Source organism: Streptomyces sp. NPDC015139, assembly GCF_043079785.1.
Taxonomy (GTDB): Bacteria; Actinomycetota; Actinomycetes; order Streptomycetales; family Streptomycetaceae; genus Streptomyces; species Streptomyces albidocamelliae.
In genome coordinates, this window is sequence record NZ_JBIBUW010000036.1 from 1 (window position 1) to 21,616 (window position 21,616).

General features: G+C 71.8%; 23 protein-coding genes. 10 read left to right on the top strand and 13 right to left on the bottom strand.

The genetic code is table 11. The annotated features are described in order from the left end of the window. Positions 1 to 155: 155 nt before the first annotated feature. A complete protein-coding gene (gene proP / locus ACF08B_RS40180) occupies positions 156 to 1,646 on the bottom strand; it encodes a glycine betaine/L-proline transporter ProP (RefSeq protein ID WP_392321997.1) in 1,491 nt (496 codons plus the stop codon). Positions 1,647 to 1,914: 268 nt separating this feature from the next. Here proP and ACF08B_RS40185 point away from each other — a divergent pair, with 268 nt between their 5' ends. Beyond that, on the top strand, positions 1,915 to 3,435 hold the full coding sequence (locus tag ACF08B_RS40185; RefSeq protein ID WP_392321998.1) for an MFS transporter: 1,521 nt from the start codon (positions 1,915 to 1,917) through the stop codon (positions 3,433 to 3,435). Between the two features lie 12 nt (positions 3,436 to 3,447). Here the strand turns inward: ACF08B_RS40185 and ACF08B_RS40190 are convergent, their stop codons facing one another. The 4 genes from ACF08B_RS40190 to ACF08B_RS40205 form a co-directional block, all read right to left on the bottom strand. Continuing rightward, entirely contained in the window at positions 3,448 to 3,624 is a 177-nt protein-coding gene (locus tag ACF08B_RS40190) for a hypothetical protein (RefSeq protein WP_392321999.1), read from the bottom strand. A 150-nt stretch (positions 3,625 to 3,774) separates the two neighbouring features. After that, entirely contained in the window at positions 3,775 to 4,221 is a 447-nt protein-coding gene (locus tag ACF08B_RS40195; RefSeq protein ID WP_392322000.1) for an ATP-binding protein, read from the bottom strand. A 41-nt stretch (positions 4,222 to 4,262) separates the two neighbouring features. After that, positions 4,263 to 4,616, bottom strand: coding sequence for an STAS domain-containing protein (locus ACF08B_RS40200; RefSeq protein ID WP_392322001.1), 354 nt, complete (start codon positions 4,614 to 4,616; stop codon positions 4,263 to 4,265). A 90-nt stretch (positions 4,617 to 4,706) separates the two neighbouring features. Further along, complete coding sequence (locus ACF08B_RS40205; protein ID WP_392322002.1) at positions 4,707 to 5,300, bottom strand: hypothetical protein; 594 nt, start codon at positions 5,298 to 5,300, stop codon at positions 4,707 to 4,709. 255 nt (positions 5,301 to 5,555) lie between these two features. On the opposite strand from ACF08B_RS40205, the gene ACF08B_RS40210 reads away from it, so the two are divergent. Then, on the top strand, positions 5,556 to 6,812 hold the full coding sequence (locus ACF08B_RS40210; protein ID WP_392322003.1) for an FAD-dependent oxidoreductase: 1,257 nt from the start codon (positions 5,556 to 5,558) through the stop codon (positions 6,810 to 6,812). 16 nt (positions 6,813 to 6,828) lie between these two features. Here the strand turns inward: ACF08B_RS40210 and ACF08B_RS40215 are convergent, their stop codons facing one another. Beyond that, entirely contained in the window at positions 6,829 to 8,331 is a 1,503-nt protein-coding gene (locus ACF08B_RS40215; protein ID WP_392322004.1) for a cryptochrome/photolyase family protein, read from the bottom strand. A 274-nt stretch (positions 8,332 to 8,605) separates the two neighbouring features. Here ACF08B_RS40215 and ACF08B_RS40220 point away from each other — a divergent pair, with 274 nt between their 5' ends. Continuing rightward, on the top strand, positions 8,606 to 10,744 hold the full coding sequence (locus ACF08B_RS40220) for an MMPL family transporter (RefSeq protein WP_392322005.1): 2,139 nt from the start codon (positions 8,606 to 8,608) through the stop codon (positions 10,742 to 10,744). On the opposite strand, the gene ACF08B_RS40225 is transcribed toward ACF08B_RS40220, so the two are convergent. Beyond that, entirely contained in the window at positions 10,716 to 12,746 is a 2,031-nt protein-coding gene (locus ACF08B_RS40225) for an ATP-binding protein (RefSeq protein WP_392322006.1), read from the bottom strand. The two genes, ACF08B_RS40220 and ACF08B_RS40225, sit on opposite strands and share 29 nt — an antisense overlap. 262 nt (positions 12,747 to 13,008) lie before the next feature. Here ACF08B_RS40225 and ACF08B_RS40230 point away from each other — a divergent pair, with 262 nt between their 5' ends. The 4 genes from ACF08B_RS40230 (at position 13,009) to ACF08B_RS40245 (ending at position 15,404) form a co-directional block, all read left to right on the top strand. Beyond that, entirely contained in the window at positions 13,009 to 13,626 is a 618-nt protein-coding gene (locus tag ACF08B_RS40230; protein WP_392322007.1) for an RNA polymerase sigma factor, read from the top strand. A gap of 36 nt (positions 13,627 to 13,662) precedes the next feature. Continuing rightward, positions 13,663 to 14,808 (top strand): MerR family transcriptional regulator, encoded by a 1,146-nt coding sequence (locus ACF08B_RS40235; protein WP_392322008.1) that lies wholly within the window; start codon positions 13,663 to 13,665, stop codon positions 14,806 to 14,808. A gap of 149 nt (positions 14,809 to 14,957) precedes the next feature. Continuing rightward, the gene (locus tag ACF08B_RS40240) at positions 14,958 to 15,185 is read left to right on the top strand and encodes a hypothetical protein (protein WP_392322009.1); all 228 of its coding nucleotides are present in this window, start codon (positions 14,958 to 14,960) and stop codon (positions 15,183 to 15,185) included. A 39-nt stretch (positions 15,186 to 15,224) separates the two neighbouring features. Next, positions 15,225 to 15,404 (top strand): DUF6480 family protein, encoded by a 180-nt coding sequence (locus ACF08B_RS40245; protein ID WP_093698938.1) that lies wholly within the window; start codon positions 15,225 to 15,227, stop codon positions 15,402 to 15,404. Between the two features lie 61 nt (positions 15,405 to 15,465). On the opposite strand, the gene ACF08B_RS40250 is transcribed toward ACF08B_RS40245, so the two are convergent. Continuing rightward, positions 15,466 to 15,990, bottom strand: coding sequence for a hypothetical protein (locus ACF08B_RS40250; protein WP_392322010.1), 525 nt, complete (start codon positions 15,988 to 15,990; stop codon positions 15,466 to 15,468). Between the two features lie 127 nt (positions 15,991 to 16,117). Beyond that, complete coding sequence (locus ACF08B_RS40255) at positions 16,118 to 16,849, bottom strand: dienelactone hydrolase family protein (RefSeq protein WP_392322011.1); 732 nt, start codon at positions 16,847 to 16,849, stop codon at positions 16,118 to 16,120. Between the two features lie 317 nt (positions 16,850 to 17,166). Here ACF08B_RS40255 and ACF08B_RS40260 point away from each other — a divergent pair, with 317 nt between their 5' ends. Further along, positions 17,167 to 17,616: a hypothetical protein gene (locus ACF08B_RS40260; protein ID WP_392322012.1), complete on the top strand. Its 450-nt coding sequence runs from the start codon at positions 17,167 to 17,169 to the stop codon at positions 17,614 to 17,616. Between the two features lie 82 nt (positions 17,617 to 17,698). On the opposite strand, the gene ACF08B_RS40265 is transcribed toward ACF08B_RS40260, so the two are convergent. Next, the gene (locus tag ACF08B_RS40265) at positions 17,699 to 18,190 is read right to left on the bottom strand and encodes a hypothetical protein (protein WP_392322013.1); all 492 of its coding nucleotides are present in this window, start codon (positions 18,188 to 18,190) and stop codon (positions 17,699 to 17,701) included. A 243-nt stretch (positions 18,191 to 18,433) separates the two neighbouring features. On the opposite strand from ACF08B_RS40265, the gene ACF08B_RS40270 reads away from it, so the two are divergent. After that, on the top strand, positions 18,434 to 19,162 hold the full coding sequence (locus ACF08B_RS40270) for a hypothetical protein (RefSeq protein WP_392322014.1): 729 nt from the start codon (positions 18,434 to 18,436) through the stop codon (positions 19,160 to 19,162). 307 nt (positions 19,163 to 19,469) lie between these two features. Here ACF08B_RS40270 and ACF08B_RS40275 read toward each other — a convergent pair whose 3' ends face one another. From ACF08B_RS40275 to ACF08B_RS40285, 3 genes are all read right to left on the bottom strand, one after another. Then, positions 19,470 to 20,027, bottom strand: coding sequence for a DUF4383 domain-containing protein (locus ACF08B_RS40275; protein ID WP_392322015.1), 558 nt, complete (start codon positions 20,025 to 20,027; stop codon positions 19,470 to 19,472). A gap of 126 nt (positions 20,028 to 20,153) precedes the next feature. After that, a complete protein-coding gene (locus ACF08B_RS40280) occupies positions 20,154 to 20,444 on the bottom strand; it encodes a hypothetical protein (RefSeq protein ID WP_392322016.1) in 291 nt (96 codons plus the stop codon). Positions 20,445 to 20,665: 221 nt separating this feature from the next. After that, positions 20,666 to 21,244, bottom strand: coding sequence for a rhodanese-like domain-containing protein (locus ACF08B_RS40285; RefSeq protein WP_392322017.1), 579 nt, complete (start codon positions 21,242 to 21,244; stop codon positions 20,666 to 20,668). Positions 21,245 to 21,325: 81 nt separating this feature from the next. Here ACF08B_RS40285 and ACF08B_RS40290 point away from each other — a divergent pair, with 81 nt between their 5' ends. Beyond that, positions 21,326 to 21,613 carry a metal-sensitive transcriptional regulator gene (locus tag ACF08B_RS40290; RefSeq protein ID WP_073896789.1) on the top strand — a complete coding sequence of 96 codons (288 nt, stop codon included), beginning with the start codon at positions 21,326 to 21,328 and terminating at the stop codon, positions 21,611 to 21,613. Positions 21,614 to 21,616 lie beyond the last annotated feature (3 nt).

The window sequence follows — 21,616 nt, forward strand, 5'->3', positions numbered from 1 at the left end:
CCCGCTCCCCCGCTGCCCCCCCCCGGCGGGGGGGGGCCCCCCCCCCCCCCCCCCGGGGGGGGGGGGGGGGGCGGGCGCCCCCCCCCCCCCCCGCCCCCCCCCGCCCCTCGGGCCGCCCGGATCCCCGCCGGCCGCCCCGCGGCAGTACCTGCTGGTCAGAACCTCGGAACCGGCGACTGCGCCTGGACGAGCTCGGTGGCCTCCGCCTCCGTCTCGACCGAGGGCGGGGAGCCGGCCAGCGGCTTGTTGGCCGTCTCCTTCATGAGCAGGACGGCGACGACGCCCACGACCGCGGCGGCGGTGGCGTAGTAGGCCGGCATGAGGTTGGTACCGAACGCACTGATCAGGGCGGTGATCACCAGCGGGGTCGTACCGCCGAAGAGCGAGGTGGAGAGGTTGTACGCCACCGACAGGGAGCCGTAGCGGACCTTGGTGGGGAAGATCGCCGGGAGCGCCGCCGACATCGTGCCGAGCATCGCCACCAGGGAGAGGCCCATCAGGAGCAGGCCGAGGGCGATGAGGGCGACGCTGCCCTGCCGGATGAGCAGGAAGGACGGCACGGACAGGAAGAGGAAGCCGAGCATGCCCGTCATCAGCAGCGGCTTACGGCCGAAGCGGTCGGAGAGCCGTCCCACCTGGTTGATGACGCACATCTGGACGACCATCACGACGAGCAGGATCAGCAGTCCGTGGTCGGTGCCGTAGCCGAGTTCGTCGGACAGGTAGGTGGGCATGTACGAGAGCAGCATGTAGTCGGTGATGTTGTACGCCGCGACGAGCGCGATGCACAGCAGCAGCGGCCGCCAGTAGCGGGTGCAGATCTCGGCGAGGTCACCGGTGGCGGAGGTCTCCACGGCGTCGGCGGCCTCGCTCGCCCTGACCTGGCCGCCCTCCAGCTTCTGGAAGGCGGGCGTCTCGTCCAGCTTGAGCCGCAGGTACAGGCCGATGAGGCCCAGCGGGGCGGCGACCAGGAAGGGGATGCGCCAGCCCCACGTCAGCATCTGGTCGTCGCTGAGGAGGCTGCTGAGGACGACGACGAGCCCGGAGGCGGTGACGTAACCGGCGAGCGTGCCGAGCTCCAGGAAACTGCCGAAGTATCCGCGCCTCTTGTCGGGCGCGTACTCCGCGATGAACGTCGACGCGCCGCCGTACTCCCCGCCGGTCGAGAAGCCCTGCACCAACCGGAAGAAGATCAGCAGGACCGGCGCCCAGAGGCCGATCACCGCGTGCGAGGGGATGAGGCCGATGGCGAAGGTCCCGACCGCCATCAAGATCATGGTGAAGGAGAGGATGCGCTTGCGGCCGACCTTGTCGCCGAGCGGCCCGAGGACCATCCCGCCGACGGGACGCACCAGGAAGGCGACCGCGAAGGTCGCGAAGGAGCTCAGCAGCTGGACGGTGTCGCTTCCCGACGGGAAGAAGACCTTTCCGAGCGTCGCCGCGAGATAGCTGTAGATCCCGAAGTCGTACCACTCCATGGCGTTGCCGAGGGCGGCGGCCTTGGTGGCGCGTTTGACCGCGGCCTCGTCGGTGACGGTGATGTCGCCGCGGCGCAGTTTCGGATGACGTCGCCTCTCGATCGCACGGAACAGCACGGGGTGGCGTTTGACCGCTGCGCTGTTCATCGACTCGTCGGGCGCCGCCATGACGGGGTTCCTTTCTCACGACACGTTCCACACACCGAAACCGCGCGCCGCGTGACACACAGCGGCCGCGCGGGTCCTGTGACACCACGTGTGCGCACTTCTCACCCGCGTAAACGAGACCCTTCACACGGCACGCGGTCCGCTACGCAGGGTGACACGTGCTCCTCCTCGCGGGCCGCGGTGTTCGCCGGTACATCCTCCGGGGAACCTGGTCAGCCTGGGTCCTGCCCTGAGTCGCTCGGGTGCCGCCCTGGTGAGAGGAGCCCATGTGACAACGTCGGGATCAGCGGGGGACGGCCGGCGCCCGGAATCCGAGGAGGCCGGTGACGAGCCGGACGAGCGCCGGTGGCGTGCCCTGTGGGTCACCCTCGTGGCCGGCTTCATGAGCCTGCTGGACGTGACGATCGTCGCGGTCGCCCTGCCCACCATCCAGCGCGAGCTGCACGCCACGCCCGCGCAGGTGCAGTGGGTGGTGTCCGGGTACGCCCTCACCTTCGGCCTCGCCCTGGTCACCGCGGGGCGCCTCGGCGACGCGCTGGGCCGGCGCCGTATCTTCCTGCTGGCTCTCAGCGGTTTCGTGCTGTTCAGCGCCGCCGGTGGAGCGGCCCCGAACATCACCCTGCTCGTCGTGGCCCGCCTCGCACAGGGTCTGGCGGCCGGATTCATGGCGCCGCAGAACTCCGCGCTCATCCAGCAGATGTTCCGCGGTGCCGAACGCGGTCGTGCCTTCGGGTTCTTCGGAGCAACCGTGGGCGTCTCCTCCGCTGCCGGGCCCCTCACCGGCGGTCTCATCCTGGCCCTCGCCTCAGGGGCGCAGGGCTGGCGGTGGATCTTCTACGTCAACGTCCCCATCGGCGTTCTCGCCGTCCTCCTCGGCCGCCACCTGCTGCCCCACCTGCGGCGGTCCGGCCGGGGGCACGTGGACCTGCCGGGCGTGCTGCTGCTCGGTCTCGGGGTCCTCGCGCTGATGTTCCCGCTGGTCCAGGCGGACTCCGGAGGCATCGGCCGACGGTGGTGGCTGTTCCCTGTCGGTGCCGCGATCCTCGCCGTCTTCGTACGGTGGCAGTACCGCCTCGTCGCCCGCGGCAGGCAACCGCTGCTCGACCCCCGCCTGTTCACCACCGTGCGCGGCTACGCCGTCGGCGCCGGTGTCGGCACCCTGTACTTCATCGGCTTCAGCGGCATCTGGCTGGTCTTCGCCCTCTTCTACCAGCAGGGCCCCCTGCACTTCTCGCCGCTCCGGTCCGGTCTCGCCGTGACCCCCTTCGCCCTGGGTTCGGCGAGTGCGGCCGTGGTGGCCGGACGGCTGGTGGACCGGTTCGGCCGGCTGCTCACCGTCTGCGGCCTCGCGGGGGTGATCGCCGGGCTGGGCGGTGCCGCGCTGCTGCTCCGCTTCGCCCCCCTCGATTCCGCCCCCTGGCTCGCCGCGCCGGCCCTGTTCCTCGGCGGTATCGGCAGCGGTTTCGTGGTCTCCCCCAACATCACCATGACCTTGCGGGACGTACCCGTGCGCATGGCGGGCGCGGCGGGCGGAGCACTGCAGACCGGGCAGCGGCTCGGCGCCGCGGTGGGCACCGCGGCGCTGCCCGGCCTGTTCTACCTGGTGCTCGGCAGGAGCCACGACTACCGCGGTGCCTTGGTCACCGCGATGGTCACCGCCCTGGTCGGCATGGCGGCGTCCCTGGCTCTCGCGGCGTACGACTGGCGGGGTGACCGGCGAAAGCGCGGAGCGCACCGAAAGTGCCCGGACGAGGTCGCCAACGATCCGGTGCACTCCCGCCAGACGTGACGGCCGCCTGCCTCAGCGTCTGCGGCTCCGGACCGACCAGCCGCTCCCGACGCCCGCGAGGTGGAGGGCGAGCACGGTGAGTCCGAGGAGCATGATGTTCGTCGAGGTGAAGGTGTCGTTGGTCGAGATGTCGGCCGCGTTGATCAGGAAGGCGATGAAGAACAGGACCGCCGAGACGATGGACAGCATGGTGTCGATCCCTTCGATGCCGTGTGGAAACGCACTCTGGTGCACAGCGGATGCCCCTTGCCGGGCGCGGCACACCCGGGCTCTTCCGGGCGCCGGGGCCACGGTCCGTCCCTGTGGGGCGAGTTGCCCCCGAGCGGGCGATTCGCGGGGTCAGAACCGCAGGACAACGCGCACCGTCTTGCCCGCGGGATACCGTAAGAGCCGCTGCTCGTCGGCGAGTCGTGCGACGAGCAGGAGCCCGAGGCCGCCGGTGCCGTGCACGTTGTCCGGGTCCCTGGGGCGCGGCGGCGTGGTCGACGCGTCGTCGACGTCCAGCACGAGACGGCCCCGATGGGCGTGCACGCACAGCCTCCACCAGCCGGTGGCGTGCCGGTAGGCGTTGGTGCACAGCTCCGAGACGATGAGTTCGACGTCCTCCGCGTCGACCGGCGGGCAGCAGGCCGCGGTGTACCGCGCCGCGGCACGACGGGCCTCGCCGATGGACGAGCCGTCGCTGTCCAGCATCAGCAGGGCGGGGAACTCGCCGTGGACGCGGCGCCACACGCCGCCCGTCCACTCGCAGCGGCAGACGACGCGGTGTCTGTCGTCCGTTGCCACACCATCCTTCGACCGCGGCCGCCACTCGACGCTCTCGGCCCTCATGCGGGTCCCTCCTCTTCCAAGCCGCAGAGACGGAACCGCTCCAGGACGCCTGTGAGGCGCATGAGTCTGGCAAGTTGCGGCCGGAGCGGGCCGACGATCCGGACGTCGAACCGGTCCGTCATGCGCAGCAGCAGATTGAGCAGTGTCGAGTCGGCGAACCGTACCTCGCCCACGTGCAGTTCGATGGACACAGCGGAAGTGGCGACTTCGAGGACGAGCTCCAGGTCGAGTTCGCATTCGACGTCGAACTCACCGCTGAGTCTGATCACCATGAGCCGCCCGTCGCACGCGGTGTCCACCTCGACGGAACACCGCTGGGACACATGGCCCTGACTGTCACCTCGCTTCACCACATCCACGGTGAACGCTTCGGCCGCCGAGGGAGACCGCTTTACGCGTACGGACGACCGATCGAACATCTGACACGGCGGCCGGGCATGTCAGTGATGCCCTGGTCCGAGCCGGCCCCGGGCCCGGTCGCGGTCGCGGAACCACGCGACCGTGCCCACCAGGACCGCGGCCCCCAGCCCGTACACCGGCAGCCACAGGGTCGTCGTGGCCGCCAGGCACTCCGCGACCGCCCTGCCCGCCTGCGTCTCCTGCGCGAACGCCAGGGCGGCGCCGTCGCTGCCGCCCAGGTCGCCCAGTGCGGCCTTCGCCTGGAGGGCCGCGTACCTGCCCATCAGTGCGCACTCGCCGCGCGTGCCCGGCATCGGGAACAGCCAGGCGCGGCGCTGCAGCAGGGGTGCGAGGGCGATCGCCACGCACAGCCCGACGACCAGTGCGTAGGCGACCAGGCCGCGCAGGTACGGCGAGCGGATGCCGGGCGACCAGTCGGCCCGCCGCTGGAAGGCGAGCAGCACCGCGAGGAGCGTCACCCCGATGAACGTGGCGAACCACTGCCACGAGCCCTGGGCGAGGGCGAACGTCAGCACCGCGGCGAGTCCGATGCCGATGACCCCCGGGGCGGGAGAGTCGTCGCTCGTCGCGACGGACGCCGGTCTCGGGGTCACTCGGGCTCTGGGATCACTCACGGGCCTCTCCCGGTGGGGGAAGACGTCAGGATCCGCCGCGGGGCGCCCCGGCCGTGGGCACCATGCCGTACGGGGCTTCCGTCTCGCCCGGATGGCTCGCGGGAGGTTCGCTCACCGGCGGAGGGAGTCCCGCTCCGGGCATGGCGCGTGTGTGCGTGGCGCGTGGCCGACCCGGCGTCCCCGCATCCGTGGAGCGCCGTCGACGGGAATGCGTGACGGGCCCGGTGCGGATCCCGGGCGGGAGGAGGACCGGCGTTGCGGAGTGGACGGGACGGGGAGTCGTACGACGTCGTCGTCGTGGGTGCCGGGCTGGCCGGACTGGCCTGTGCGCGGGACCTGCGGGCACGCGGGCTGCGGGTGCGGGTGCTGGAGGCCGGGGACGGCGTCGGCGGCCGGATGCGCACCGACCGGATCGACGGCTGTGTGGTGGACCGCGGATTCCAGGTCTTCAACACCGCCTACCCGCAGGTGCGCAGGCGCCTCCCGCTCCGGGAGCTGCGGCTGAGGCCCTTCACCCCCGGGTTCCTGGTGCACACGGGGGAACGACGGCTGAGGTTCGCCGATCCCACGCGGGCGCCCCGGCAGGCGCTGAGCGGGTTGTCGGCCGGGCCGGCCGGACCTCGTGACCTGGCCGCGCTGGCCGCGCTGACCGGCTGGGACGCGCTGGCCCCTGTCGGACTGCGGCGGCGGTCCCGGGACGTCTCCACCCGACGCGCCCTGGCGCGGGCCGGCTTCAGCGACGACTTCGTCGAACGGTTCTTCCGCCCGTTCCTGTCCGGCGTCTTCCTGGAGGACGAACTGGCTACCTCGGGCCGGTTCTTCCACCTGGTGTGGCGCAGTATGGCGCGCGGCACCATCTGCCTGCCCGCCGCCGGGGTGGGTGCCGTACCGGAGTTGCTGGCGTCCGCGCTGCCGCCGGGGACGATCGCCCTGGAGTCACCGGTGACGGAGCTCACCGACGACGGTGTGCTCGTCGGCGGTGCCGGCGCCGAACGCGCGCTCGCGGCGCGGGCGGTGGTGGTCGCCGGTCCGGCGGCCGCGTCCCGGCTGCTGCCGGGCGAGGAGGTGGGGCCGTATCGCAGTGTCACCACCTACTACCACCTGGCGTCCCGGTCCCCGTTGCGCGAGCCGACGCTGGTGACGGACGTGCGGCGCCGGTTCGCCAACAGCTGTGTGCTGACCGAGGTGCACCCCGGTCACGCGCCCCGCGGCCATGCGCTGGTGGCGACCTCCGTGCTGGGTGACGACGCCGGGGGCCGGGAGCGGGCGGTGCGGGCGGCGCTCGCCGAGTGCTACGAGGCCGACACGAGCGGCTGGGAGCGGCTCACCGTCCGCACGGTGCCCGACGCGCTGCCCGTCATGTCGCCCGGCCTGCCGCTCAGCCGTCGCAGCCGTGTCGCTCCCGGACGGTACGTGTGCGGCGACCACCGGGCCACCGGGTCGGTGCAGGGGGCGCTGGCGTCGGGGGCGCGGGCGGCCCGGGAGGTCGCGGCCGACCTCGCGCGGCACTGAGCCGTCGCGGGAGCCGTCAGGGCGGCCCCTCGCCGCGGCCCCGCTCGGTCCGCAGCACCTCTTCCAGGTCTCCGAGCCGGTCCAGGCCCTGCACGGCGCGGGAGGTCCGCATGTTGCCCGCGAGCAGCGCGCGGTGGCGGTGGACGAAGGACCAGTAGCCGGTGGTGAAGGGACAGGCCCGTTCGCCGGTGCGGTCGCCGGGCCGGTAGACGCAGCCGTCGCACAGGTCGCTCATGCGGTGGATGTAGGCGCCGCCGGAGGTGTAGGGCTTGGTCGTCATCCGGCCGCCGTCGGCGTACTGGGACATGCCGGTGACGTTGGGCAGCATCACCCAGTCGTAGCCGTCGACGAAACTGCGGTGGAACCAGTCGGTCACCTCCCTCGGGTCCCAGCCCCGTTGCAGGGCGAAGCTGCCCAGCAGCATCAGCCGGGGGATGTGGTGCGTCCAGCCGGTGTCGCGCACCTGGGCGAGGACGGTGGCCAGGCAGCGGGCGGAGACGGCGTCGGCGTCCAGTTCGAGGAACCACTCCGGCAGTGGGGCGTGGTGGCGCAGGGCGTTGTGCCGGCGGTAGTCCTCGCCGAAGTACCAGTACAACTGCCACACGTACTCGCGCCAGCCCGCGATCTGCCGTACGAAGCCCTCGACGCTGTGGACGGGAGCGCGCCCGGAGCGCCAGGCCTCCTCGGCGGCCGTCACGCACTCGGCGGGGTCGAGCAGACCGAGGTTGAGGGAGGACGACAGCAGGCTGTGGCTCATCACCGGGTCGCCGGCGAGCATCGCGTCCTCGTGCGGGCCGAAGCCGGCGAGCCGGTGCTCGGTGAACCGGCGCAGCGCCGACAGCGCCTCGCGCCGGGAGGCGGGGAAGCGCCTCGGGCCGTCCCGGCCGACGAAGCGGATTCCCTCGTCCTCCCACTGGTCGAGGTCGGCGCGCACCTCGTCGTCGATGTGGTCCTCGCGAGGCCGGTACGGCCTCGGGGCGCCCAGGGTCCGTGCCCCCTTGGACGGGGGTTCGCGGTTGGCGTGGTCGTGGTTCCAGCGTCCGCCGGCCGGGGAGTCGCCGTCCATGAGGAGGTCGAACTCCCGGCGCACCCAGTGGTAGAAGTCCTCCTGCCGCAGCCGCCCCCCGTCGTGTTCCCCGGCCCAGGCGCGGAAGGCCTCCTGCGGCAGCAGGAAGCCCCTCGCCGGCAGCATCCGCGCCTGGTCCAGGGAGCCGACCAGGCGCAGGGCGGCGCGCGAGGTGGGGTGGTGCACGGTCACCGGGGCGTCGCCGATCGCCTTGCGCAGTCCCTCCCGGTAGGTCTCGGCGCGTACGTAGCGGACGCGGTCGCCGAGTTCGGCGGCCCGGTGGCGCATCGCGGAGAGCACCAGGTGGGCCTTGGCGCGGTGGAAGCGGCGCCGACGGAACACCGAGCGGGCCTCGATCATCACCACCCCGGTGTCCCTGGCGGGCCCGCCGTCGCCCGGTGCGAGGAAGTGCGGGCCGAGCTGGTCGCCGAACAGCCAGTGCCAGTCCGTCATGCCGGCGGCCTCCCTGGGGCCCTAGGTGGTGCCGGTCCGCCCGGCGCGCCTGCGGGCGGTGTCATCGGCGCTTCATGGACTTCTTCGGTTCAGGGGGCTCCGGCGGATGCGAGGGCGCGAGTGGCCGTGCCGGTCGGGTGAACCCGGGTCCGGCCGGGGGAAGCCGCTCGCGCGGGCGTGCATCCGTGGGCGCCGGGACAGCCGTAGTCGGATCGGGTTCACCGGTGCCGATCCCGTCGCCGGGGCCCGCAGTCCGTTTTCGTGAAGGAGAACGATGTCGACCGTCCGGCGTCCCCGCTGGTTCGTCCCCCTCGTCCTGCTCGTCGTGTGGCTCGGCGCCGGTGCCGCGTTCGGGCCCTTCGCCGGGCGGCTCGGCGAGGTCGCCACCAACGACCAGGCCGCCTTCCTGCCGCGCAACGCCGAGTCGACCCGGGTGCTGCGGGAGCAGGAGACGTTCGCGCAGGACGAGTCGCTGCCGGCGATCGTCGTGTGGACCGTCGGGGACCGCGGTTCCGCGGCGGGGCTGGAGCCGCGCGCGGCGCGGGCGCTGGCCTCGCTGAACGGCGACCCCGCGCTGGCCGGCCCGGTCTCCCCTCCGCTGGTCGCGCGGGACGGTGAGGCCCTCCAGGGTGTCGTGCCGCTGCGCCCGGACCTCGGCGACCGGCTCCCCGACACCCTCGACCGGGTCCGGGCGGCGGCGGAGCGGGTGCCGGGGGCGACGGTCCAACTGGCGGGCCCGGCGGCGAGCCAGGCCGACCTGTCCGACGCGTTCGCCGGCATTGACGGGCTGCTGCTGGTCGTGGCTCTGGTCACCGTGCTGGTCATCCTGCTGGCGGTGTACCGCAGTGTGCTGCTGCCCCTGGTGATCATCCTTGGGGCGGTCTTCGCGCTGGGGGTGGCGTGTGCCGTGGTCTACGTCCTCGCCGACCGTGGCGTGGTGCGCGTGGACGGTCAGGTGCAGGGCATCCTGTCGATCCTCGTCATCGGCGCCGCCACCGACTACGCCCTGCTGCTGACCGCCCGGCACCGGGAGGAACTCGGCGCCGGACGGGACCGTTTCGCCGCGGTGCGGGCCGCCGTACGACGGTCGGCGGGTGCGGTGGTGGCCAGTGCCGCCACCGTCGCCGCGGGCCTGCTGGCTCTGCTGCTGAGCGATCTGACCAACAACCGCGCTCTCGGACCGGTCGGCGCCATCGGCATCGTGTGCGCCCTGCTGACGGCGCTCACGTTCCTGCCGGCGGTGCTCGCGCTGCTCGGGGGTGCCGCCTACTGGCCCGCGCACCCGTCCCGGCAGGGTTCGGGCGAGCGCGGGCGACGGCTGTGGGAGCGGGTCGCGGGCCGGGTCGACCGCACCCCGCGCCGGGTGTGGGCCGTCTGCCTGGTGGCCCTGTTCGCCCTTGCCGCACCCGCCCCGACGCTGGCCTCGAAGGGGGTGCCCCTCGACGAGATCTTCGTGAACGACGCGCCGTCCGTCGCCGCTCAGCAGACCCTGGCCCGGCACTTCCCCGGCGGATCGGGCAATCCGACGCTCGTGACGGCGCGGGCCGACCGACTCACCCAGGTCGCCGCGGCGGCGCGGCGCACCGCGGGCGTCGCCTCGGTGGCGCCGCTGACCCGCGACGGCCGCCCCGGCTCCCCCGCGCAGGCACGGGTCGCCGAGGGCCGGGTGCTTCTCTACGTCACCCTGCGGGACGGCGCGGACAGCGAGGGGGCGCGGGCGACGGTGGTCCGGCTGCGGTCGTCGGTGCGGGCGGTGCCGTCGGCCGATGCTCTGGTCGGGGGATTCACCGCGCAGCGTCATGACACCGAGCGGACCGCCGAACGCGACCGCTCGCTGATCGTCCCGGTGGTGCTGGCCGTCATCCTCGTCGTACTGATCGGCCTGCTGCGGTCCCTGGTGGCGCCGGTCCTGCTGGTGGCCACCGTGGCCCTGAGCTTCCTGGCCACCCTCGGGGTGTCCGCCCTGGTCTTCCAGCACGCGCTCGGCTTCACCGGCACCGATCCGTCCGTGCCCCTCTACGGGTTCGTCTTCCTGGTGGCCCTGGGCGTCGACTACAACATCTTCCTGATGTCCCGGGTGCGGGAGGAGTCGCTGCGGCACGGCGTACGCGAGGGAGTGCGGCGCGGACTGGTCGCCACGGGTGGCGTGATCACCTCCGCCGGGGTCGTGCTCGCCGCGACCTTCGCCGCTCTGGTCGTGATCCCGCTCGCCTTCCTGGTGCAGATCGCGTTCATCGTCGCGTTCGGGGTGCTGCTGGACACGCTGGTGGTCCGGTCGCTGCTGGTGCCGGCCCTGGTGCGGGACCTGGGCCGGGCCGCGTGGTGGCCGGGCCGGCTGAGCCGTCCGGCGGGCGCGGAGGCCTCGTCCGTCGTCACGCCCGACGTCAGGCCGTCGGCCAGGAAGGTCCCATGATCTCGCCGAGTACGGTCTCCGGGTCCCGTACTGCCGACTGCGCGAGCACGGCCTCGTAGCGTTCGGAGCCCAGCAGCGCACGGGTGGCGCGCTCGCACTGTGCGCGCACGGGGCCCAACTCCGGTGTGCCGCGCTGCGGATGGCCGACCGCGCTCCACAGGACCTCGCCGAGCGCGTAGGCGGCCGCCGCCGGCTCGCCCGTTCCCTGCGCCGCCAGCGCGGCCGCGAGGAGGTCCAGGCCGAGCGCCATGCCGAACGTGTCACCGATACGGTGCTTGCCCTCCACCATGGACCGGGCGTGGTCCACGGCGTCCGTGCTCCGGTCCTCGAACAGCGCGATGAGCGACAACTGGTAGTCGGCGTAGGACCGGCCCCACCATTCCCCCCGCTCCGCGCAGTCGGCACGCAACTCCAGTGCTCCTGTGCGCGCTTGACCGAGGAACCCCTGTCCGGTCAGTGCGAAGACCCGGGCCAGGCGGCACAGCACCGTGGCCGCCGTGACATCCGTCGAGCCCGTGGCCCGCTGGAGCGCCAGGTCCACGGCGTGGCCGGCGGCCATGGGGCGGCCGTCCAGCAGATGGATCAGCGCGAGCAGGTACGCGGCCCGCAGGCTCCCGTCGGCGTCGTCGCAGCGGTCGGCCTCCCACGAGCAGCGCTCGGCCAGTTCGCGCGCGGCGGCGCCGTCACCGCACAGTACGCGGGTGACGCCCAGCGCCCACAGAGCCCTGACGCGCACCCGGGCAGGGGCCGGACAGCGTGCCAGGCAGTCCTCCAGGTACTCGGCGGCCTCCCGGAGGTGCCCGCCGCAGCTCCAGAAGAAGCCGAGGCGGCCGCTCATGTCGAGGGCCGCCGCCGCTCCGGTCGAGGACAAGTGGTCCAGCGCGGCACACAGGTCGGCGTGGCAGTCCTCGATCCACCGGTACCAGTGCGTCTGGGCGGCGCTCTGCCACTCCTCGTCGGCCTTGCGCACGCGCGCCTGGAAGTACCGCGCGTGCCGCCTCCTCGACTCCGGTTCCTCCCCGAGTTCGCCGAGCCACAGGTGTCCGTACTCGCGGACGGTGTCGAGCATGCGGTGGCGGTCGCCGTGCCGGGTCAGGACGGACTTGCGTTCCAGCGCCTCCAGGCCGGCGCGCACCGCCGCGGTGGGGAGCGCGTCGTCCGCGCACACGTTCAGCGCCGCCTCGGCGTCGAAGGGCCCGCGGAAGACGGAGAGCCGGGCCCAGAGGAGGCGTTCGGACGGCTCGCACAGTTCGTGGCTCCAGCCGATCGTCGTGCGCAACGCGCGCTGGTGCATCGGTGCCGCCTGACCGTAGGTCGCCGCGCCGAGGTCCATGCGTGAGCGGACGTGGTGTTCGACCTCGCCCACGGTGGCGCCGGCCAGTTGGCCCGCGGCCATCTCCAGGGCGAGCGGAATGCCGTCCAGCCATCGGCACAACCGTGCTGCGGTGACCCGGTCCTCGGGACGGCTGAGCGGCACGCCCAGGGCGGCCGCTCGGCGCACCAGCAGGTCCACGGCATCCGTGTCGACAGGCAACGGCTCTATTCCGACCACCTGTTCACCGCTGATGCCGAGCGGTTCCCTGCTGGTGGCGAGCACGGTCAGCCGCGGGCACGAGGAGCGGAGCCTGCTGACGAGGGCACGGCAGCTGCTCGTCAGGTGTTCACAGGAGTCCAGTACCAGGAGCAGGTCCTGGCCCCTCAGCCAGCCGGCCAGGGAGTCGACCGGTTCCCCGTACGTGTGGTCGGCGAAGCCGAGCGAATCGGCCACCAGGGGTAACAGGAGCCGGTCGTCCCGGAGCTGCCAGAGATCGGCCCATGCCACCGCTCGCCCGTCGGATCGCCGCACATGGTCGGCCGCGTGGAGCGCGAGCCGGCTCTTGCCGACGCCTCCCACGCCCGTGAGGGTGACGACGCGTTGCCCGCCCAGGCTTCCGGCGAGCAGGGCCAGTTCGTGCGAACGGCCGATCAAGTCGTCCGGTACATCGGAGAAGCGGTTCAGCATTCGCACAGTCTGGCGCGTCCGGTGACCCGTACGGGCGGTGTTGTCACGGACGGTGCCCCGGATCCCGCCGCGGACGTGGGATCGGTGCACCGTTTGCCGCGTACGAGGCGGGAACGGTGCGACCGGAACGCTGCAAAAACGATGCGGGTTGTTGTGTGCATCGTTTCGGCGTGAGGCTGTCAGGGACGGACAGCCACAGGTGACCGTCGGCGATCCGCGAACAGCGCGGGGCGTGCCGTTCTTCGCACGGGAGTGGCCGACCATGACAGCTACGCAGACAGTCCCCATCGACTGCGGCCGCACGCCGGAAGCCGCCCACCCCTCCGGTGCCGCCGAGGTGGCCGATCGCTTCGTCTCCGGGGACGAGGACGCGCTGGCCGAGGTCTACCGGGAGTGGGGCACGCTGGTGCAGGCGCTCGCCCGTCGCGCCCTCGGCGACCCCTGCGAGGCCGAGGACGTCACCCAGACGGTCTTCCTCGCCGCGTGGCGCGGCCGTGGCGGTTTCCGTCCGGAGCGGGGCTCCCTGTCCTCGTGGCTGGTGGGCATCACCCGCCGGAAGATCGCCGATGCGCTGGCGGCCCGCACCCGCCGCACCGAACTGGTGGCCACGGCGTCCTCCCTGCTCGCCCTGGACGACGGCCGGCCGCTCACCGATCCGCAGACCGTGCTCGACCGCGTGCTGATCGGGGAGTCGATGGCGGAGCTGACCGAGCCGCAGCGCCGGGTGCTGAACCTCGCCTACTACGAAGACCTCACGCAGGTGCAGATCTCCCGGGTCACGGGCTGGCCCCTGGGGACGGTGAAGAGCCACCAGCGTCGTGCGCTGCACCGTCTGAGCCGCTGCCTCCAGGAGGACGCGCTCGTCTCCTGTGCCGCTTAGGAACGACGGTCGGCTGGGTGTTCTGGAGGCCGGACGATGACGACGACCGAATCGCGGAGCGGTGCGCATCCCGGTGACGAAGCCGGCGTGACGACCGGGTTCCTGGCCCGCAAGCTGGGCGTCTCCCCCACGACCCTGCGCTCCTGGGACCGCCGCTACGGGCTCGGCCCGGCGGCTCGCGTACAGGGGCGCCACCGTCGCTGGTCGCCGGACGACGTGGCCATGATGCAGGACATGTGCCGGATGACCGCCGCCGGCGTGCCACCCGCCGAGGCGGCGAGGGTCGCGAGGCGACGCGCCGTGCCGGACGGCGTCGGGGCGCCGACGTCCACGGAAGGACGGGGGCCCGCCGTGGAGCCCGGGCCTCCCGGAGAGCTCCCCGCGGGAGGGGCGTTCGCTCCCGGGCGGCCCTCCCCTGCCGAACGGCCGCCCGACGGCGGGCGGGTGTCCGAGGACTCCGGGAGCGGCGAAGCGTCCGAAGGCGCCGTGGCGGGGCGCTCCGGCGGTGGGCTGCCGCTCGGCAGCGTGTGGCAGGAGTGCCGGGGTCTGGCACGGGCCGCGGTGCGGCTGGACGCCGTAGCGGTGCAGGAGCAACTGAACCGGGCCGTCACGACGTACGGGGTCATCACGGCCTGGGAGGAGATCCTGGCGCCCGCGCTGCACGCGGTGGGCCGCAAGTGGGAGTCGGCCGGTGACCAGTACGTGGAGGTCGAACACCTGCTGTCCTGGCACGTCTCCGCGACGCTGCGGCACTGCTACGTCCGCTCGTCGCGGGCACCGGGCCGGAGCGGGGAGGCGCTTCCCGTCGTACTGGCCTGCATGCCCGGGGAGTTGCACACCCTGCCGCTGGAGGCGCTGAGCGCCGTGCTTTCGGAGCGGGGGCTGCCCGTGCTCATGCTGGGCGGCGCTGTTCCGGCCGAGGCCCTCGTGGCCACCGTGCGGCGGATCGGATCCACGGCGGTGGTCCTGTGGTCCCAGTCCCGGTCCACCGCGAGCCTGGCGCTGGCCCGCCACCTCGCCGCCACGCGATGGGGCGTGCGCGGCGCCCGCACACATACGGCCGTGCATGTCTGCGGACCGGGCTGGGGTGCCGCCCGGCACGAGACCCAGCTACGGCGTCCTCGGAGCCTGCGGGAAGCGGTGGCGGTGCTGGCCGGTGACGGGCCGTCCGGCACCGGCTGACGCCTCGCGGACGGGACGTTCGGTGGGGCGGTGGTGCATCCGACCGCGCGGGTGCGCCCGAAATATGTGTGACTGAGCGCTCCATCCCGTCGTGCGAGCCGGTCCGGCGCCGACGGGACGCGGGCCCACCCACCGCACCGGGAGAAATCATGATCGTCAAGAGGCTGCACGACGCCGGCGTCACGAGCGAGCACGCCTATCTGGCCGGGACCGCCTCCATCGGCCTGTCGCTCGTCTCCTGGCTCACCTCCAGCAGGACCGAGGACCTGGAGCGCGCCGACCGCTGGGGCATCTTCGTCGGCGAGTGGGCCCCGACGTTCTTCGCCCTGGGGCTCGCGCTGGCCAACTACGAAGACCCGCGGCGTCCGGCCGCATAGCGTGCCCGACCCAACCGACCGAACCACCCTGGAGTGATCATGACCGAGTCACTGCGTCCTCCCGGTGAGACACCCCCCGTGGAGGGGTCCACGGCGGAGGCCCACCCCGAGCGCCCCGACGGCGGCATCTGGGAGCACCCGCGCCTCTGGCTGTCCCTGATCGTGTTCGGCTGCCTGTTGGTCGCGGCGTTCTTCGTGGTGCGCGTCATCGACCTCTGAGCGCAGGTGCGGGTGCGGGCCGCCGTCCGCGCCCGGCGTTTGCGAGACTGACCGCACAGCATCAGCGGTGCGGAAAGCGAGGGTGGGCCGTGGAATTCGAACTGCGCGCGGAGTACGCGGAGGGCACGCCGCCGCGGTCGGGCGAGGCCCGCGACACGACCTGGCACATGACGGAAACGGGCGTGGTCAGGGCGTTGTGCGGCCGCGACCTCGACCCCACTGCCGAGACCCGGCCTGCCGAGGCATGGGGCACGGACGCGGCCGAGCCCTTCTGCCGGAGTTGCGGCGCCCAGTATCTGCGACAGGGGCAATAGCGTTCGGTGCCGCTGAGGTCACCTGCCCAGAGGGCATCGGCGACCTGCGTCACAAAGGCAGCGAAGGGGCTCTCCCCAGGGGTGGCAATCTCGGCCTCTGCGTAGAAGCCGAGCAGCCCGTATCCGTCGCCGGCGGTGCAGTCGGTGAAGGTGCCGTAGTAGCCGTCCGGGTCGGTGGCGGTGATGGGCAGGTCACCTATGAAGGAGCCGGTCGCGGGTGGCCTCGGCTCGCCGCCGGACGGGGGTAGAGATGCGATGCGCCCGAGCTGCATGCTCGCCAGTCTTCCCGGCGACCGGCGAAGGAGATGGAGACACTCGCTGCGCCCCATGACGTCGAAGTCCTGAGGCGTCGACCAGCACGGGCCGCGGTCGACGCCTCACAGACCGATACTCAGAGCGTCACGCGAGGTGTCGGGAAAAGAACCTCACCGCGCTGTCATGCTCGAGGGCCGGAACGTCCCCGTGCCTGCCCGGGTTGGCGTGGAGTGTCTTGTCGGCGGAGGCCAGGGCGTCGAAGAGGGCCAGGCTCTTGTCCCGTGGGACGCGTTCGTCGTCCCACTGCACCAGGAATTCGACCGGCACGGTGACCCGGGCGGCGTCTTCGCGCGTCCCTCGGACGCCGCCGAGACCCAGTACCGCCGCGCGGACGCGGGGCTCGGCCGCGACGAACGGCACGCCCAGGCCGCAGCCCAGCGAGATCCCCCAGTAGCCCACGGGGCCGGCACCGACATGATCGAGCCGCTGGACCTCATCCACGACCGCTTGCCATTCCGGGACGGTCTGACGGGCCACCATGGCCTGGAATTCGGCGATCAGCGGCGCAAGTTCTTCGCCGGCCTCCACACGTGCCTGGTTGTCAGCCGCAATCCGGTTGTACTCCTCGACCACCGGCCGGTCCCCGTGCCCTGGCACATCGACTGCCACGACCGCGAAACCGCACTCGCCGACGAACCGACGTGCGAGGTACACCACTTCAGGATCCTTCTTGTGTCGGCCGCCGCCATGCCCCACCACGATGAGCGGACGAGGAGTGAGAGCGCCTTCCGGTGTCCACAGCACACCGGGGATTTCGCCGAGAAAGAAGAGCTGTTCGCGGACGCCGTCGATCGACGTCTCCGAGGTGAAACGCATAGCGATTCAAGCCTTTCGGGATGCCTCCTTCGGGCACTCCCTAGACCATGCGAAAGAGGGAGCCCCGACCTGTCACAGTGTTGATCGGTCTCACCTCCCTTATTTCGCAGCTATGCACGGCGCACAGAAGCTACCACGAAGATCTGCAACTACGCATCACCGGCGCCGACTTCACGACTGACAGCCAGGTGCGGGACAGACACTTGGGCCGGCAGCCTGTGGTGCGACGGCTCACGGTCCGCCCCGCAGACGTAGAAGGCTGAGGTGTGAGTACAGGTACTCATGCCCGCGCCACAGTTCTTCGAAAGTCTGGCCCCATGACTACCTCTTCGGTGCATCCCCGCTCAGCTCTGCCGCGTGTGCTGGGCGCAGCTGCCACGGGGGCGATTCTGGCCACCGGCGCCCGAAGCTACCTCTCCTGGGCAGACCGCCGCAGCACTCGGACCTGCCAGGACAGCGACATGGCCTGCATCACCTGGTGGAACCTGACAGCCCTGCCCCTCATCCTTACGGTCACCCTGCTCGTGCTCACCATCACCTACAAGCACCTGGACATAAGACCAAGGCTCGTCATCATCCCGTCGACAATCCTGCTGGCTCCCATTCCCCTCGCCGTCGGCGCGGCGAGCGGGTGGTCTGCCGTCGCCCTCACCGGCGCCGCCTGGTCAGGATGCCTGGCTCTCGCCGCATGGAAGCGCTACCGCGTTCCGGCGCTCATGGCGTCCACAGCGATTTTCCTCGCTGCCATGATCGCCGCCTATCACTGACGCCCGCCGGCTGAAGCGGACGACCCTCGCCGGGCGGGGCGGTGCATGGGGCACGTCCCACGAACCGCCCGGCCTGCGGCCTTCACGGCATGTCGAGTTCGGGCAGCGAGAGGAACTCCGCGATCGCCTGCACGGTTCGTTCGTCGTCATCGTCGCCGATCACTGCTTCGGATCCGATCACCTTGGCGGCCGTAAGAGCCGGCACCAGCACATGTGGGTCTCCCCCTCCCGGGCGGGACAGATCCTCGAAGCTGAAGTGAGTGATCAGCTGTCCCGCGCGGTAGTACTCGAAGGCGGGAGCATGCGCCTTCGCCACGCAGGGTTCGGTCACGAAGACGGCCAGCTCACCACCCCGACGGCACAACTGCCCGTACGGGACGAGGTCGTGGTCTGTGCTCTCCCAGCTGAGCATGTCGTGCATGATGACGCTCCAGTCCTCGCCTATGCCGTAGGCGATCGGCAGGCGACGCTCGGCCAGCAGTCCTCGGGTCAGCGCATCCGTGGAAATTCCTCTGAAAAAAACGACGTTGATCTCCTCATGCTGTGGCAACGGCCTTCGAACCCAGTGCTTCATGTCTGCACGATAGAAGCGCCGACCGACCCCCGGCTCTCCAACCCAGCCGGCAAGGAGTCGGCGTCCGCAGCCTGGCGCCGCTTGCACCTTTCTGAGTACGAGTACTCATGCCGGCCTCCACCCCCCTGCTGAACAGTGGCGGTCGACCGACCTTCAGACGGAGGCAGGGCAAATGTCGATGAGAGGCAGACGAGTATGGGGGACATCGCGCGGCGCGGCGTCGGCTTAAGGAGCGTCCGGACGTTGTCGGTGCTCGTGGCTCTGTTGGCCGTCTCCGCCTGTTCCACGCCCCCGGACCGAGCCGTCAACGAGAAAGAACTGCGCACGCTCGGGCAGAACGATCAGGCGATGCGGGCTCGGGGACAGGCGGAGCGGGAGCTTCGGACCACGGCTCGGGCGTACGCCGAACGCGCATCCATGCCGCTGGGGCTGGTGATCGTGCGCGACTACTGCGTGCCGGGGTCGGGACCCGGTTGGTTCTTCCAGCAGGAGACCGACGACTTCAAGGTTGTCTGCTCGATGGACGTCACCGCCTACTACGGCGCCGGTCCCCGGGACCTCGGTGACACGCTCGACAGAATTCTGACCGCGGGCGACCACGGCCGGTCCGGCCGAGGCGCGCCGGAAAGCCGCATCCCCTTCACGCATGACCGCGAGGGCAGGCGGCTGGTCGCCTTCTACCGGGGACGCGGTCCGGCAGGCAGGAGTTCGCGTGCCCCGGAGTCGACCAACCTGACCGCCTCCGGGCAGATATTGAGCTGGGACGCGACCGCGGGCGGGCCCACGCGCCCACTGGTGGAGGAGCCCTACGCCGGCCCCAACGATGATCCACCGGTGTCACGCTCGGTACATGACCCGAAGGCCGCTACCGTCTCGGCCATCCGCAAACGGTACGGCCTGGTGTTCAGGCTCCGACTTCCGCACACGGTGTACTACGCAGTACTCAAGAACGGTCACGTGCGCACGAAATGATCGTAAACCGAACGCGGAAGTCGAACCCGGGGCATGACGACCCTCGACGACGAGTCGTCCGCCACGGACGGACCTCGCTCAACGCCCACGACGCGATGCACCGTCACCCTCAGTCGTCCCGATGATGAGCGGGCTGACTCGACCGGCCGGGGCCCCGCGGAGGCCGATCTCGTGCAGCGGCCGCCTGCCGATGCGGCCGACGGCCCGTCGAGTCCACCCCGGAGTCGCCGTCGCAGGTGGACGAGTGTCCTGTACACACGGCGACTTCGTGTCCCGGGGCGTCGGCACCGAGCGTCCAGCTCGCAGATCAGCCTCGGGGCCGGGCGGACGTCGGCTCCCGGGTGCCGGCCAGGATTCCCTGGACGCGTTGCCGGCGGCGGGCGGCCAGGGACTCCTGCGCGGCCTCCCGTGCGTGCCGGCGGCGCCAGTAAGGGTTGTCGTGCGGGAGTCCGCCCGACACCCGTCCGTACATCCCGAAGGTCGCGATGAGCAGCCCCATGACGAAGGAGAAGAGGACGTTCGCCAGGCCGAAGTCGAGGATGTTCGCCGGCCGGTCGAGGATGAAGAGGTGGACGAAGCCGCTGAGCAGGAACAGCGCCCCCACCGTCATGTTGAGCGCCGAGGCGATGTTGCCGCCGATCACCGCGCCTGCGATCAGCATCGCCCCGAAGAGCACGGAGATCAGGCTCAGCAGTCCGTTGGTCGACATTCCGGCGACGTCGGTCCCGGCGGTGTCGAAGGGGCGAAGTTCGTCGGCGAAGCCCAGACAGCCGAAGACCAGCAGGATGACTCCGCACAGTCCGGCGCCGTACCGGTAGACCGTCGCGAGCCTGTGGTCCACGGGCATCTCGTCGCGAAGCCTCATGGCGCATCCTTCCCTACGGCGGACAGGGGTCTGTGGCGGAGGAGCGGGCACCGCGGATCACGGGTGCGCCCCACCGCCAGAGACGGTTCCGGTCGAATCCGGCGAAAGGATGCAGTCCTGCCCGAATCACTGGGCGGTGCTCGTGCGGGGCCGCGCGAGGGAGGCGCCGCCCGCCTTGACCGCTTCCACGGCCGCCTGGTGCAGTTCGCGGCTGTGCTGCTCGGAGCCGCAGGGCAGCGGGCTCCCGGTGAGGGTGAACCAGTCCAGGGTGCCGGTGTACTGGACCTTCACCTGGGCCTCCTTGCCGTCCCACGTGGTGTGGACGGTCAGGTCGCCGGTGACGACCCCGGCCTCGTCGGTCAGTGCGCCGCCCCGGCCGGTGAAGACGCCGGGGGTGGTCCATGATGCCCAGACCATGACATCAGCCTCTCTGTGCGGGTGCCCGGCTCGCGCCTGAGCCCGGTGGCTTCGGGCAGCGGCACTCCGGCGCCGCTCGTGGCGGCAGTGGAGGCGCCGTGCCCTTTCAGGCTCACCCGGCCGGCGGCGGCTGTCATGTCGCCGAACGGCCTCACCGGGGTCCGATGGCCCCGGATCCGGGCGTGCCGGACGGATCCGTGCCCTCCGGCGCCCCGGCCCGGTCAGCCTCTGCGCAGTGCCGTGAGCGTCGCGGCGAGGTCCGCCGGGCGCGGGCGGTTGTGGGGCAGCCTGCCCAGCAGGGCGGCCATGCCGCAGGTGTCGGTGACCGCGGAGACGACGAGGCCGCCCGCGATGCCGGCGGAGAGGATCCGGAAGGCCGGGTGCACGAGCAGGGTGAGCAGCAGGCCGAGGAGCACGGCCGCGCCGGCGGTGAGGCGTACCTGGCGCTCCATGCTCCAGCGGGCGCGGGTGTCACAGGCGGCGGGCCGGTGCAGCTCGTACCCTTCGCCGGCCCACGCGCCGGTGCCGCCGGCGAGGGAGGCCGCCGGAACATCCGCCTCGGCCAGGAGCTTGCGGGCGGTGTCCGAACGGGCGCCGGAGGCACACACCAGGAGCAGCTCGCCGCGCTCGGCCGCCTGCCGGAGTTCGGGCAGGGCGTGCCGGATCCGGTCCAGCGGGATGTTCAAAGCGCCGGGCAGGTGTCCGACGGCGTGCTCGCCGGGGGTTCGTACGTCGATGACGGTGAGTTCGGGGAGCCGGGCCGCGGCCTGGGCGGGGTCGAGGACGAGGGAGGTGGTCATGGCGGGTGTGATCCTTGCTGGTCGTCGCCGTCCCGTAGCGGGACGTACAGTACCCCTAGGGGTATTTTTCGAGGAGTGAGCGTGGAACTGGAGCTTGAGGGCGCGTCCCTGAAGGCAGTGCTGAACCGGTTGCGGCGGGCGCAGGGTCAGATCTCCGGAGTGATCCGGATGATCGAGGAGGGGCGGGACTGCGAGGACGTCATCACGCAGCTGGCAGCCGCCTCACGGGCCCTGGACCGAGCCGGTTTCGCGATCATCGCCACGGGCCTGCAGCAGTGCGTGACCGACATCGAGTCGGGCCGGAAGAACGGTGAGGACACGGAGGCGATGCGCGCGCGGCTGGAGAAGCTCTTCCTGTCGCTGGCGTGAGGG